At 70.7% G+C, this 13839-nt stretch carries 10 protein-coding genes and 1 pseudogene; 5 read left to right on the forward strand and 6 right to left on the reverse strand.

Annotation, left to right across the window (positions count from 1 at the left end):
• Positions 1-50: 50 nt before the first annotated feature.
• The 3 genes from AEQ27_RS12885 to AEQ27_RS12895 all read left to right on the forward strand — a co-directional run bounded on the left by AEQ27_RS12885 (position 51) and on the right by AEQ27_RS12895 (position 4535).
• On the forward strand, positions 51-473 hold the full coding sequence (locus tag AEQ27_RS12885; protein WP_054147029.1) for a DUF3060 domain-containing protein: 423 nt from the start codon (positions 51-53) through the stop codon (positions 471-473).
• A gap of 179 nt (positions 474-652) precedes the next feature.
• Entirely contained in the window at positions 653-2902 is a 2250-nt protein-coding gene (locus AEQ27_RS12890; protein WP_054147030.1) for a hypothetical protein, read from the forward strand.
• A 151-nt stretch (positions 2903-3053) separates the two neighbouring features.
• Complete coding sequence (locus tag AEQ27_RS12895) at positions 3054-4535, forward strand: hypothetical protein (protein WP_054147031.1); 1482 nt, start codon at positions 3054-3056, stop codon at positions 4533-4535.
• Between the two features lie 60 nt (positions 4536-4595).
• On the opposite strand, the gene AEQ27_RS12900 is transcribed toward AEQ27_RS12895, so the two are convergent.
• The gene (locus AEQ27_RS12900; protein ID WP_152970362.1) at positions 4596-6092 is read right to left on the reverse strand and encodes a nitrous oxide reductase family maturation protein NosD; all 1497 of its coding nucleotides are present in this window, start codon (positions 6090-6092) and stop codon (positions 4596-4598) included.
• A gap of 148 nt (positions 6093-6240) precedes the next feature.
• Between AEQ27_RS12900 and AEQ27_RS12905 the strand changes: the two genes are divergently transcribed.
• Complete coding sequence (locus AEQ27_RS12905) at positions 6241-6717, forward strand: hypothetical protein (protein ID WP_054147033.1); 477 nt, start codon at positions 6241-6243, stop codon at positions 6715-6717.
• 36 nt (positions 6718-6753) lie between these two features.
• Here the strand turns inward: AEQ27_RS12905 and AEQ27_RS12910 are convergent, their stop codons facing one another.
• From AEQ27_RS12910 to dnaK, 5 genes and pseudogenes are all read right to left on the reverse strand, one after another.
• Positions 6754-7905, reverse strand: coding sequence for a methyltransferase (locus AEQ27_RS12910; RefSeq protein ID WP_054147034.1), 1152 nt, complete (start codon positions 7903-7905; stop codon positions 6754-6756).
• A gap of 93 nt (positions 7906-7998) precedes the next feature.
• Positions 7999-8406, reverse strand: coding sequence for a heat shock protein transcriptional repressor HspR (locus AEQ27_RS12915; protein ID WP_043597756.1), 408 nt, complete (start codon positions 8404-8406; stop codon positions 7999-8001).
• Positions 8407-8501: 95 nt separating this feature from the next.
• A pseudogene (locus tag AEQ27_RS16735) lies at positions 8502-9497 on the reverse strand (DnaJ C-terminal domain-containing protein); the annotation flags it as partial.
• 157 nt (positions 9498-9654) lie between these two features.
• Positions 9655-10314: a nucleotide exchange factor GrpE gene (locus AEQ27_RS12920; RefSeq protein WP_200908369.1), complete on the reverse strand. Its 660-nt coding sequence runs from the start codon at positions 10312-10314 to the stop codon at positions 9655-9657.
• An 11-nt stretch (positions 10315-10325) separates the two neighbouring features.
• Entirely contained in the window at positions 10326-12197 is a 1872-nt protein-coding gene (gene dnaK, locus AEQ27_RS12925) for a molecular chaperone DnaK (RefSeq protein ID WP_054147035.1), read from the reverse strand.
• Positions 12198-12410: 213 nt separating this feature from the next.
• On the opposite strand from dnaK, the gene AEQ27_RS12930 reads away from it, so the two are divergent.
• Positions 12411-13793 (forward strand): MFS transporter, encoded by a 1383-nt coding sequence (locus AEQ27_RS12930; RefSeq protein ID WP_054147036.1) that lies wholly within the window; start codon positions 12411-12413, stop codon positions 13791-13793.
• Positions 13794-13839 lie beyond the last annotated feature (46 nt).

Genomic DNA, 13839 nt, shown 5'->3' on the forward strand with positions numbered 1-13839 from the left:
GCCACACCCACCCCGACGCGACACCGCGTCCCCCCAGACCAGGACAACCCATGACCAAGACCTCGCTGTTCACGACCATCGCGCTCACCGGAGCCCTCGCAGGACTGCTCGCCGGCTGCAGCTCCTCCGACGAACCGGCGCCGACCCCCACCCCGACGACGACGGCCGACGCCGCGCCCGCGGACGACACCTGCGTCGACGGCGTCGCCTGGATGCAATTCGACGAGAGCGGTGAGACCGAGAAATCCCTGCCCGAGGGGTGCGCGACGATCGTCGTCAACGGCAACGGCGGCACCCTCACCGCCGGCCCCGCCGACACCCTCGTCATCATGGGCAACGACAACACCGTCGACCTCGGCGCCGTCGGTCAGATCGACCTCGAAGGCACCGGCAACACCATCACCCACACCACCGACGCCGACCCCGTCGTCAACACCGACAACGACACCAACACCGTCACCCGAGCAGGCTGACCCGAACCCCGACCTCACCACGCGACCGACGGCGCGTGGGTCGCCACCCCGCGACCCACGCGCCGTTCCGCTTCGCACGACGACAGCAGTCCCTCCATGTCGCATTTCATGTGTACTGTTTTGGCCAGCGGCCCTCGACCACCCGCCGCATGCCACGACAGAAAGAGCACACCTTGCACATGACGACGACAGCCCGGCGCTACGGCGCGATCGGTCTGGCCACGGCGACGCTCGTCGCCGCGCTCGCCCATGCCCCCGCCGCCCACGCCGAGGCCCCCCGGCCGACGGCGGCATCATCCGGCCTGATCGGCCCCTACGTCACCCAGAACGAGTCCACCGACTGGAAGGCAGTCGGCACACCGACCCGGGGAGCCACCGTGCCCGTGGTCAAGGAGACCACCCGGGCAGCCGCCGAGCAGGTCGCGCAGACCTGGTCGGTCCCCACGAAGGACGCGCCGGGAGAGATCCGCTGGGTCGGAGGTGACGCCGACCTGTGCCTGACCTACCGCGCACACAACGACTCCCGACAGAGGTACACGGCCGAGTTCTGCGACGGGAGCGACGTGCAGCAGTTCCGCTGGAAGCCGATCTCCAACTCGTACTCGAAGGGCGATGGGCTGGTCGCCCAGAAAGCACCGGATGCCTTCGTGGGCAGTGACAACCACGGCACGCAGCTCTTCGGCCAGGCCGAGAGCGTCGGTGACGCGACGGCCGCCGAGCTGCTCACCCCCTACGGCTCCGACGTCGCCATCCCCACCGTCACGGGCGTCCGGAGCGGGACCTTCCAGGTCGAAGCCACCATCGTGAAGGCGAGCGCACAAGGCAAGCAGGAGTTCCTGGCGCCGCAGGGCACGACCATCGAGGCGATTCCCGGCGGCTGGTCCGTCTCGGCGGACGGCCGCCGGGCCACCCGCGGCACCGACACGACCGTGGCCACGGCCGGAGACAAGATCCGGGCCACCTTGCGACTGGCGTCCTCACCCCCTTCGACGACACTGTCCGGCGGGCACCTCCGAGTCCAGCGCGACGCGACGTCCACGAAGCAGGTGACGGCCTTCCAGGTCTTCTCCGTCGAGGTGGCAGCACTGTCCGGGATGGTCGACGGCGTCGACGTCGGGGCGCGGTCCGCGCAGATCTCGGGCACGGCCGCGCCAGGCTCGTGGGTCATCCTGGGAGGCGTCGACGAGGTCCAGGCCAACCGTGACGGCGCGTGGTCGTTCGAACTGGAGGGCCTGAAGCTGGGGTCGAACCCGGTGACGCTCGAGCAGTACGAGAACGGCGTCAAGACCGACGAGACCACCCTCGACGTCGTCCTCGAGGTGCGCCCGGTGTCGGCGGCCGTGTCGTTCCCGGTGGACCTCGGCCAGGACGCCATGCTCTCGGGCGCCGCGCAGCCCGGCGCGACGGTGATCGTCACCGACGTCGACGGCACCGAGATCGCCCGCACCGACGCCCGCCCGGGCTCGGGCATCTGGTCGACCCCGATCCCGGCCCCGAACGCCGGTGGCGACTACGACGTGCGTATCTACCAGCAGATCGACGGTGAAGACAACGGAGAGATCATCCGCACCGTCGCCTACGGCGCCGCCGTGCAGATCACGGCCCCGGTCGAGGGCATGGCCCACGACGGCGGCCCGGTCCGCATGACCGGGCGCGGCGAGCCCGGCGCGCAGGTCGTCGTCCGCGAACAGGGCAGCACCACCGTCCTCGGCACCAAGCAGGTGCTGCAGAGCGGCACCTGGACCCTCGACACGACCAACGTCGACGACCGCAGACACGTCCTCGAGGTCACCCAGACCGGCAAGGGCAACAACACCACCCTCGACACCGTCACGCTGAACCCCGAAGCCGGAGTCGTCGCCCCGGTGGCCGTCACGAACCCCGACGCGGCGACGATCGCCCAGGGTTACACCCCGAACACCTCGTTCACCTTCACCGGCACCGCCGAGAAGGGCAAGACCCTGCAGGTCGAGAACAAGTACGGCACCAAGCTCGACGAGGCCCGCGTCACCGACCAGGGCACCTGGTCCTGGACCCGCGCGAACATGGGCACCTCGACCTGGACGATCAACTTCATCCAAGACAAGGGCACCCCCGCCGAGACGAAGGCCACTGTCGCGAACTTCACGCCTCGCACCACCGCCACGGCCCCGGTGGCCGTCACGAACCCCGACGCGGCGACCATCGCCCAGGGCTACGTCCCGAACACCTCGTTCACCTTCACCGGCACCGCCGAGAAGGGCAAACTGCTACAGATCGAGAACCGGTACGGCACCCGCCTCGACGCCACCCGCGTCACCGACCGGGGCACCTGGTCCTGGACCCGCGCGAACATGGGCACCTCGACCTGGACGATCAACTTCATCCAAGACAAGGGCACCCCCGCCGAGACCCAGGCGACCGTCCTGAACTCCCAGCCCCGCCGCTGAGTTCGGCACGGACACCCGGCGGGCGGGCCGCCTCACAGCTGCCCGCCCGCCGGCACCTCCAGGAGACCTGCGCGTCGCAAACGACATGTCAAACGTGTGGTATTAATATTTGCTCGAAGCAGCACTCGCACCCAGCAGATTGGACACCCCGATGATCGTCCCCCGCCGCGCCTCCGTGCTGGCTGCCGCCGTCACCACCGCCGTGACGGCCACCATCACCTTCGTGCCTCCCCCACCCGCCTGGGCTGCCGGGGCAACCCCTCCCGCCTCAGCGGCTCCGACCGCCCCAGCGACGCCTGCACCACTCGCCCTGTCGGCCCGGGTCACGTCGATCGAGCTCGAGACCCGCACCGTCCACGTCGCGGGAACCGCGACGCCCCTGGCCACGATCCTCGTCGACGACCGGTTCGAGGTCGACGCCGACGGCACCGGCGCCTGGCAGGCCGAGCTGACAGAGCAGGCGCTCGGCCCCGGCAGCGTCACACTCGCCGAGTACGTGGACGAGCGCCTCGTCGACACCGACGAGCTCGACTTCTTCGTGGGCCAGCCCCTGGCAGTTGAGGCGACCTTCTCCCCCCTCCGCACCGAACGCGCCCGCGTCACCGGCACGGCGACCCCTCGAGCCGACATCGACGTCGTCAACGATGCCGATCGAGTCATCGGCACCACCCGCGCCGCGTCGTCGGGCTCCTTCGAGACGACGGTGCTGGCTCCGGACGCCGGGGGCGTTCACCGTCTCACCGTGCGTCAGTCCGTCGACGGCGACGAACTCGACCGGCTCGATGCCGACCTCGACTACGGCGCCCCCGTCAGCATCACCGCCCCGACTGACGGCACCGAGCACCTCGGCGGGCCCGTCACGCTCGTCGGTTCAGGTGTGCCCCGCGGCGAGGTGCGTGTGCGCGAGAAGGGCTCGACCTCGTGGCTTGCCCCGGCGACCACCGTGCTGGTCTCGGGTACGTGGCGCCTCACCACGGCCCCCCTCGACGACTCGGGCCACGACCTCGAGGTGGTTCAGGTCGGTCGTGGTGACAACCGCACCACCGCGACCATCACCCTGGGCGGGGTGACACCACCCGTCCCCGCCCTCCGGCCCGGCACGGTCTCCGGGCCTGCCGAATACACCTCCGGAGTACCGACCCGCATCGAAGGCACCGCCACCCCGTCCGCGACGGTGACCCTCACGAACGCCTGGGGCACCGAGATCGCCAAGGGCATCCCCGTCGACGCCCAGGGGCTGTGGCACCACGACCGCATCCTCGTCGCACCCAGCGTGTACACGCTCTTCGTCAACCAGCAGCTCGGGTCAGAGAAGAAGTCCGACGGCCCCTTCGTCATCCGCCCCCCGGAGCAGCGCGCCGTGTTCCAGGTCGTCTCCCCCGACCGGGGCGCCGGTTACGAATCCGGCAGCGTGACCACCTTCACCGGAACAGGTGACCCTCGGGGCCAGGTCCACGTCGAGAACCGATGGGGCACCAAGATCACCGGCCCCGTCGAGGTCACCGACGCCAGCACCTGGTCGCTCTCGTACCTCCTGGCCGGACCATCGATCTACTACCTGACCTTCGTCGAGACGACACCGGGGTGGCCACCTCGCACGGTCGACTACGGAGCGTTCGCGCCGCGCCCGTGACCACGACGAGGAGGCGCGGGTGCGGTGACGAGCGGACCCGCACCTCCTCGGCACCAGCCGTCAGGCGCCGTCGGCGAAGCGGGTGATCGTGCTGGACCGGCCCCAGACGGGCAGCACCGTCGCCGTCCAGTCGTTGCGCAGCAGGTCGAGCACGTTGCCCGACCCCGGAACGGCGACTCCACGCACCGAGGCCGCCGAGCCGGGGAGGTGCGACCCCGGGGCGTACGAGTTGCCCACGAGCGTGGCCGTGTTGGCCGAACTGCGCACCTCGACGGCAGCCGCGACCGTGGCACCGGCGGCCAGCACGACACCCTCGACGCGATTGCCCACGAGCATCGTGGCATCGTTCGAATGGTAGAGACACACCCCGCGGCCGACACAGCCCGAGAGCAGGTTGCCCCGGACGACGACGTCGCGGGTCAGGTAGAGCAGCACGCCCGCTTCGCGGTCGCCACCGCCCATTCCGACGACGACGTTGTCCTCGACGACCGCCGACGCCCGCTCCGCCCCCGAAGCGACGGTCGAGCCGGCGCCCTTGACCACGATGCCCGAACCCGTCCCGGGCGAGTCGCCCCGCTCGACGTGGTTGCGGGCGACCACGACGTCGACCGGGGCGTAGACGTACTCCTGCGGTGTCGCATCGTTCTGACACGGCACCACGGCGATGCCCACCGAGCACCCCGAGACGGTGTTGTCACGGATCACGATCTGCTGCCCCGCGTGCGTGTCGATGCCTTCCCAGAGCCGGACGCCGCGGACGGTGTTGCCGTCGATCGTGACCCGGGCCGACCGGGGTGAATCGACGAGCGACTTCGTCTCGTCCCGCGTCACCGCGATGCCGTACGAGTTGACGAAGCCGGCAGGCTGTCGGACGTCGGCGACGGTGCAGCCCCGCACGACCGCGTCGGTGCACGAGACGAGCACGACGCCGGCGTAGCCCACGTCGTCCACACGGCAGCCGACGACCTCGAGACCGACCACCGACGTCGCGACGACGGCCGAGTGGGACAGCCCCGTGAAGGTGCAGTCCTCGATCGACAGCCGCTCGAGCGGAGCGGTCGCCGTCCCCGTCGCCACGACCCCCTTTCCGCTCGCCGCCCGGGACGTCCCGGCCCCGACGAGCGCGGCATCGACGACGCGCACGTCGGAGGCGTGGACGTCGATCATCGTGATGTGCGCGGTCGCCGTGAGGCGGACCGTCGGCGCGAACAGGACGGTCATGGATCGATCGACGATCAGCGGCGACGCGATCGCCTCCGACCGGTCGACGAGCAGCGTGCCCCCCGGGGGCACGGCGGCGAGGGCCTGTGCGACGGTCGGGAAGGACGACGCGGCGACCACGACCGTGGGGGCCGGCATCGTGGCGGGGGCGGCACCGGCGGCCACGGCGGCGGCCGGCCGACGGGCGGCCCCGACGGCGCGGGCCCCCGCCGCTGCCAGGGCGCCGACGAGGAAGGCGCGGCGCCCCGGCCGGGGGTGGGCCGCGGCACGGCCCGCGGGCCCGGTGGCGTCGCGCTCGGCGGAGAGAAGTGGTGGACGGTCAGATGTCGGTCTCAAGATGTTCCTCGTGAAGGGGGGATGTGATGGATATCACGACTGTTAGGTGTACGATCGACACGCTACCCCCTGAGCCCTCCTCCGGCATCCACCCGAGATCGGAGTGCGCTCCCGGCGTGCTCACCGGCGAGGTCGGCATGCTGGGTCGATGATCTCCGTCGATCTCGCCCGCCGCCTCCGTGCCGCCGGTCTGCGTTGGCGGCCCTCCGCCGGTGACCGCTTCGTCGTCGAACGCCTCCTCGAGACCGAGGGCGACCAAGGAGCGGACGAGGGCGCCGGCGACGTCTTCACACTGAGCGACATGACGATCGAGGCCCACGAGCATCCGACCGGTACCGTGCTCGGCTTCAACGGCACCACGGAATGGGCGCTCGACTCCGTGGCCGTCGAGGACGCCCTCTGGCTCCCTCGCGAGGATCAGCTCCGCGAGCTGCTCGGGCGGTCGTTCGTGTCGCTCGACCGGGTCGTGGTCGACGGCGAGCAGGTCGGCTACCAGGTGCGCATCCTCGACGCGAGCTCCCCCCGCGGTGACGAGGTGCACGCCGCCGACGATGCCGAGACGGCCTACGCGCACGCCCTGCTGGCCTACGTCGATGCCTCGCTCCGGCTCGACGAGGTCGAGTGAGGCGAAGCCGCCCCGGCGTGGGGCGACACGACCCGGTCAGCGACGGGTCGACACCGTGACGGTGAACTTCGGGCCCCGCGACACCTGGCGGGTCGGACCCACGACCCGTTCGAGCGTGGACCGGTAGCCGAGGGGGGAATTCCACACGCACCAGAGCTCGCCGCCCGGACGCAGCAACCTCGCGGCCGCGTCGAAGAGCTTGTGGGCGATGCCGGCGTGCACCGTCGCCCCGACGTGGAACGGCGGGTTGAGCAAGACGAGGTCGGCCGAGCCGCCGGGCAGCGACGCACCAGCGTCGTCGCGCCGCACCTCCACCCGACCGGCGAGGCCGTTCGCGGCGACGGTCGCCGACGCCGAGGCCACGGCCGCCGCGGACTGGTCGGTGGCGACGACGACGGTGTCGGGGTGGGCGAGGGCGTACGACGCGGCGAGGACGCCCGTGCCGCAGCCGAGGGCGACGACGTCGCGCGCGGCGGGCCGCTCGGCGTCCAGGGCGGCCAGCAGGGCCCGGGTGCCGATGTCGATCGTGGCGCCCGCGAAGGCGGCACCGTGGGCGGCGACGACCAGGTCGCCGTGCCGCTCGGTCCGCGGCCAGCGGCCGGCGTCGGAGGCGCGGGGGGCCGTCGCGACGAGCACCCGCGACTTCTGGCGCGCCAGCCCGGCTCGGACGTCACCGAAGTGCCGACCGAGGACCTCGTTCATGGCCGGGGGCATGTGCCTGATCCGCCCGCCCGCGAACAGCTTCACCTCGGGGTGGGCGTGTGCGGCGACGACCTCGGCGATCTCGTCGAGGGCGTCGAGCCCGCGGGGCAGCTGGACGAGGACCACCCGGGCGCCGGCGACGAGTGAAGCGTCGAGGGCGTGCCAGGACCACCGGGCGCCCGGGGCCGCCACGCGCGCGTTGGCGGCGAGGGCGAGTTCACCCGAGAGGGCGTCCTGGTGCACACGCACCGGCATCGGTGCGGACGACTCCCCACCGTCCGGGGTGCCCTCGACGCCGTCGGCCACGAGGTCGGCCACGCCCAGGGCCAGCGCCCCGTAGCGGTCGCCGACGACGGCGACGTGCCCCGGGTGCGCGACCAGCGCCTCCTGGGAGGTGTCGAGCAGCAGCCGGTCGGTGGCGTCGTGGGCCAGCAGTTCGGGGGCCTCGACGTCGGGCCACCGGCGGAGCTGCGCGAAGTCGATCACCCGGCAACGCTAGCGGCGCCCGTCGAGAAGTCGCGACATGCCGCTCGCCGCCCCGCCCGAGATGAGCGGCACGTCGTGACGCCTCGGTCACGTCTAGCGCAGCGGACGCCAGACGACGACGGAGGTCTGCCGCGACGGCCGGGTGCCGTGACGCAGCGGGACGACACCGCTCTCGCCCGCGGCGAAGACCCTGGCACCGGGGCGGTTGACCATCTCGTCCGCCAGTGCCCGCTCGAGCTCTCGCACGCGCGACTGCAGCGCGGTGACCTGGTTCTCGAGCTCGAGGATTCGCTTGATCCCCTCGAGCGAGATGCCCTCGCCGCCGAGGCGCGCGATCTCGCGCAGCTGCACGACGTCGCGCATCGAATAACGCCGCGACTTGCCCGCCGTCCGCTGGGGCACGACGAGCCCGAGCCGGTCGTACTGCCGCAGCGTCTGGGCGTGCAGGCCCGAGAGCTCGGCGGCGGTCGCGATGGCGAAGAGGGGCGAGTGCTCGTCCATCGGCCACTGGGTGGGGTCCGGTCGGTCCATCTCGTCTCCTGTCTCGTCGCTCGGGACCTGCCGCCGAGGGGGCGCGGGTCGGGTCGGTCTCGTCGGGCTCGTGCCCGGGCGATGAGGTCGTCGCGCGGGTTCTCGGACGGCAGGGCGGCGGCCAAGGCCTCGACGGCCTCGCGTGCCTTGTCGTTGAGGTGTGCGGGCACCGCGACCTGGACGGTGGCGAGCAGGTCACCGACGCCGTCCTTCGCGTGCACGCCGCGCCCCTTGACGCGCAGCACGCGGCCCGAGGGAGTGCCCGGCGCGACGCGCAATCGCACGGGGTCGCCACCGAGCGTCGGCACCTCGATCGTCGCGCCGAGGGTCGCCTCGGCGAACGTCACGGGCACGTCGAGTCGGAGGTTCTTGCCGTCGAGGTCGAACACGGGGTGCTTGCGGACGGCAACGGTCAACACCATGTCGCCGGCCTCACCGCCGTCGGGGCTCTGCTCGCCCCGACCGCGCAGCTTGATCTTCTGACCGTCGTGGACGCCGGCCGGGATGCGGACCTTCATCGGCTTGCCGTTCGACGCCTGCAGCGTGATGGTCTCGCCGACGATCGCGGTCTGGAAGTCGAGCGTCGTGGTGGCCGTCATGTCACGGCCCTTCTGAGGGCCGCCGAAGCCGCGGTAGCCGCCGCTCGTCTGTCCGAAGCCACCACCGCCGAACATGCCGCCGAAGATGTCGTCGAAGCCGCCGCCACCGCCACCCTGGCGGAACTGCGTGCGCTGGCCGCCCTGGTTGAACATGCCACCGAAGACGTCCTCGAATCCGCCACCCGCACCTCCGGGGCCACCGCTGCCGGCCGCGAAGCGGGCACCGCCGCCCATGGCCCGGACCTGGTCGTACTCGCGACGCTGCTCGGGGTCGGACAGCACCGAGTGCGCCTCGGAGATCTCTTTGAACTTCGCCTCGCTCGCGGCGTCGCCGGGGTTCGAGTCGGGGTGGTACTTGCGCGCCAGCTTGCGGTAGACCTTCTTCAGCTCGGCGGGCGTGACGTCTTTGGAGACACCGAGGACGGCGTAGAAGTCCTTGTCGAACCAGTCCTGACTCGCCATGCGGCACCTCCTTCCTTGACTGGAGGTCGCTGTCTGGCAGCGACCGGAAGAGAACGGGGGAGGCGGCGGGCACCTCGTCGAGGAGCCCACCGCCGGTTGCGACTCGCGTCGCAGGGGGTGGTGACGGGCAGCCCGGAGGCCACCCGTCACCGGGGTGCTACTGCGGGGTGTGCACCGCGACCTTGGCGGCGCGGATGACGCGGTCGCCGATCGTGTAGCCCGGCTCGATCACGTCGGCCACGGTGTTGACCGTGACGTCGGCGCTCGGCAGCTGGACCAGGGCATCGTGCTTGCTGGGGTCGAAGACGTCGCCCTTCGCACCGATCTGCGTGAGGCCGAACTTGTCGAGCCCCCCGCGGATCTTCTGCGCGATGACGGTCATCGGGCCTTCGGCGAGGTCGCCGTGCTGTTCGGCACGGGCGAGGTCGTCGAGCGCGGGCAGCAGCGAGCGGACGACCTCGGCGACCACGGCCTCGCGGTTGGCCTCGCGGTCACGCTCGACGCGCCTCCGGAAGTTCACCAGCTCGGCCTGGGCCCTCAGCATGTCCTGTCGCATGTCGGCCACCAGGTCGGCGCTGGCGGCGTCGAGGATGGCCTCGTCGTCGGCGCTCAGCGTCTCGGTGCCCTCGGGAGCGTCGGCCATCGACTCGGCCGCCGCCTTGGCCCCCGCCGGGGCCGCGGCGTCAGCCGGGACCTCGACGTCGGGCGCCTCGGCGTCGACGAGCTCGTCGGGGTCGACGACGTCGGCCGTGCCCCCGTCTTCGGACGGAGTCGCGGGACGCGGCTCGTCGTCGGGCGTCTTGTTCTCGTCAGTCATGCCGACCGCCTCTACTTCTTGTCGTTGTCGTCGTCGTCCACGACCTCGGCGTCGACGATGTCCTCGTCGTCACCCTGCGCCTGGCCGTCGGCGGGAGCGCCCTCGGCACCCGCGGCACCGGCCTGGTCGGCCTGGCTCTGCGAGTAGATCGCCTGGCCGAGCTTCTGCTGGCTCTCGTTGAGCTTGTCGAAGGCGGGCTTGATCGCGGACTCGTCGTCGCCGGCGAGGGCCGACTTCAGCGAGTCGACGTCGGCCTGCACCTCGGACTTGACGTCCGCGGGCAGCTTCTCGTCGTTCTCCTTGATCAGCTTCTCGATCGAGTAGACGAGCTGCTCGGCCGAGTTGCGGGTCTCGTTGGCCTCACGACGTGCCTTGTCTTCGGCGGCGTTCTCTTCCGCCTCGCGGACCATGCGCTCGATGTCGTCCTTCGACAGCGACGAGCCGCCCGAGATGACCATCGACTGCTCTTTGCCGGTGCCCTTGTCCTTCGCGGACACGTGCACGATGCCGTTGGCGTCGATGTCGAACGTGACCTCGATCTGCGGCACGCCGCGCGGAGCCGGAGCGATGCCGGTCAGCTCGAAGGTGCCCAGGTTCTTGTTGTCCCGCGTGAACTCGCGCTCGCCCTGGAAGACCTGGATCGCGACGGACGGCTGGTTGTCGTCGGCCGTGGTGAAGGTCTCGCTGCGCTTGGTCGGGATGGCCGTGTTGCGTTCGATGAGCTTGGTCATCGCGCCACCCTTGGTCTCGATGCCGAGGCTGAGCGGGGTGACGTCGATGAGCAGGACGTCCTTGCGCTCGCCCTTCAGCACGCCGGCCTGGAGGGCCGCGCCCACGGCCACGACCTCGTCGGGGTTGACGCCCTTGTTGGGCTCCTGGCCACCGGTGAGCTGCTTGACGACCTCGGTGACGGCCGGCATGCGGGTCGAACCACCGACGAGCACGACGTGGGCGATGTCTCCCACCTTCACGCCGGCCTCTTTGATGACGTCGTTGAACGGCTTCTTGGTGCGGTCGAGCAGGTCGCTCGTCCACTGCTCGAACTGCGAGCGCGAGATGGTCTCGTCGAGGTTGAGCGGGCCGTCGGCGGTCAGCGTGAGGTAGGGCAGCTGGATGCTGGTCGAGGTGCTCGACGACAGCTCTTTCTTGGCCTGCTCGGCGGCTTCTTTGAGGCGCTGCTTCGCGATCTTGTCGGTCGACAGGTCGACGCCGTGCGCGTCCTTGAACTTCTTGATGAGGTGCTCGACGATGCGGTTGTCCCAGTCGTCGCCACCGAGGCGGTTGTCACCCGAGGTGCTGCGCACCTGGATGGTCGAGAAGTCTTCGTCCTTGCCCACTTCGAGCAGCGAGACGTCGAACGTTCCGCCACCGAGGTCGAAGACCAGGATGAGCTCGTCTTCCTTGCCCTTGTCGAGGCCGTAGGCGAGGGCGGCAGCCGTCGGCTCGTTGATGATGCGCAGGACGTTGAGGCCCGCGATCTCGCCGGCCTCTTTGGTGGCCTGGCGCTCGGAGTCGTTGAAGTACGCCGGGACGGTGACGACCGCGTCGGTCACCTCTTCGCCCAGGTACTGCTCGGCGTCGCGCTTCAGCTTGCCGAGGATGCGCGCGCTGATCTCTTGCGGCGTGTACTTCTTGTCGTCGATCTCGACCTTCCAGTCGGTGCCGACGTGACGCTTGACCGACGCGATGGTGCGGTCGACGTTGGTGACGGCCTGGCGCTTGGCGGTCTCGCCGACCAGCACCTCGCCGTCCTTCGTGAAGGCGACGACCGAGGGGGTCGTGCGCAGACCCTCGGCGTTCGCGATGACGGTGGGCTCGCCACCCTCGAGGACGCTGACGACCGAGTTGGTGGTACCGAGGTCGATTCCTACTGCACGTGCCATGTGCTTTTCTCCTTCGTGGTGCGGTGTGACGAAAGCCTTGGGGGCCGGCCTTGAGTCGGCCAGGCTCAACTTTACTCACGCTGCCGTCGAGGTCAAGCTGTGAACCTGAAAGTTGAGCCAGAAAGGCTCAACTCTCGAACGGGGGCCGCCGCGACCGAGCCGGACGAGGAGGCGCGCCCCCGTCGGTCACGGACGCCCACTAGGTTGACCCCCATGACCGCAGCGCAGACGCTCGCCGACAGCACCCCGATCCCGCGCCGCCGCGTGGTCTCGTGGGCCCTCTGGGACTGGGGATCGGCCGCGTTCAACGCCGTCGTCACCTCGTTCGTCTTCAGCACCTACCTGGCGAGCGGAGCCTTCGTCGACCCCGACGTCGTCGCCGCGGCCGGTGACGACACCCGCAACCCGGCCCTCGTGCTGGCGAAGGCCGAGAACGCGACGGTCATCTCGACGGCCCTCACCATCGCCGGCGTGCTCATCGCCCTGCTGGCACCCGTGCTCGGCCAGCGCAGCGACGGCTCGGGCCGACGCAAGCTGTGGCTCGCGGTGAACACCGGCCTGGTCGTCCTCGCCATGGCCGCGATGGTCTTCGTCGCGCCGGCGCCGGGGTACCTCGTCTTCGGCGCGGCCCTGCTGGCCGTCGGCAACCTCTTCTTCGAGTTCGCTAGCGTCAACTACAACGCCATGCTCGTGCAGGTCTCGACCCCGAAGACCATCGGCAAGGTCTCGGGCTTCGGCTGGGGCCTCGGGTACGTCGGCGGGATCGTGCTGCTGCTGCTGTTGCTCGTGGCGTTCCTGCAGAGCTTCGGGGTCGAAGGCCGTGGCGGGCTGCTCGGCGTCCCCACGGGGGCGGACGGAGGCGCGCGGGGCGTCCGCCTCTCGCTCGTCGTCGCCGCCGCGTGGTTCGCCGTCTTCGCGGTGCCGGTGCTGCTCTCGGTGCCCGCGCTGCCCGCCACCACCGCCCGCACCCGGGTGGGACTGTGGCGCTCGTACCGCCTCCTGGGTTCGACGATCGCGAGGCTGTGGCGCACGAACCGCCAGGTGCTGTTGTTCCTCGTGGCCAGTGCCGTCTTCCGCGACGGCCTCGCCGCCGTGTTCACCTTCGGCGCGATCATCGCCGCGCAGGTGTTCGGCTTCTCGCCGAGCATGGTCATCTACTTCGCCGTCGGCGCCAACCTCGTCGCGGGGATCGGCACCTTCGTCGGAGGGTGGCTCGACGACCGGCTCGGGGCGAAGACGATCATCGTGGGCTCGCTGGTGGGTCTCGTGATCGCCGCCTTCGCGGTTCTCGCGATCGGGACGGCGACGAACCTCTTCTGGGTGTTCGGCCTGGCACTCGCCCTGTTCGTCGGCCCGATCCAGTCGGCGAGCCGGTCGTTCCTGGCACGTGTCACGCCCCCCGGCCGTGAGGGCGAGATCTTCGGTCTGTACGCCACGGCCGGCCGGGCCGTGAGCTTCCTGGCGCCCGGGCTCTTCACCCTGTTCGTCAGCGCGACGGGCGACGCCCGCTACGGCATCGTCGGCATCGCCCTCGTGCTGCTGGCGGGACTGGTGCTGATGCTGCCCGTGAGGTCGGAGCAGCGAGCCATCGACTGAGTCGCCGAGGTCGGCTCGGATGAATGTAGAATGTCACCGGCCGTCC

Origin of the sequence: Frigoribacterium sp. RIT-PI-h, assembly GCF_001297205.1 — a bacterium.
Lineage (GTDB): Bacteria > Actinomycetota > Actinomycetes > Actinomycetales > Microbacteriaceae > Frigoribacterium.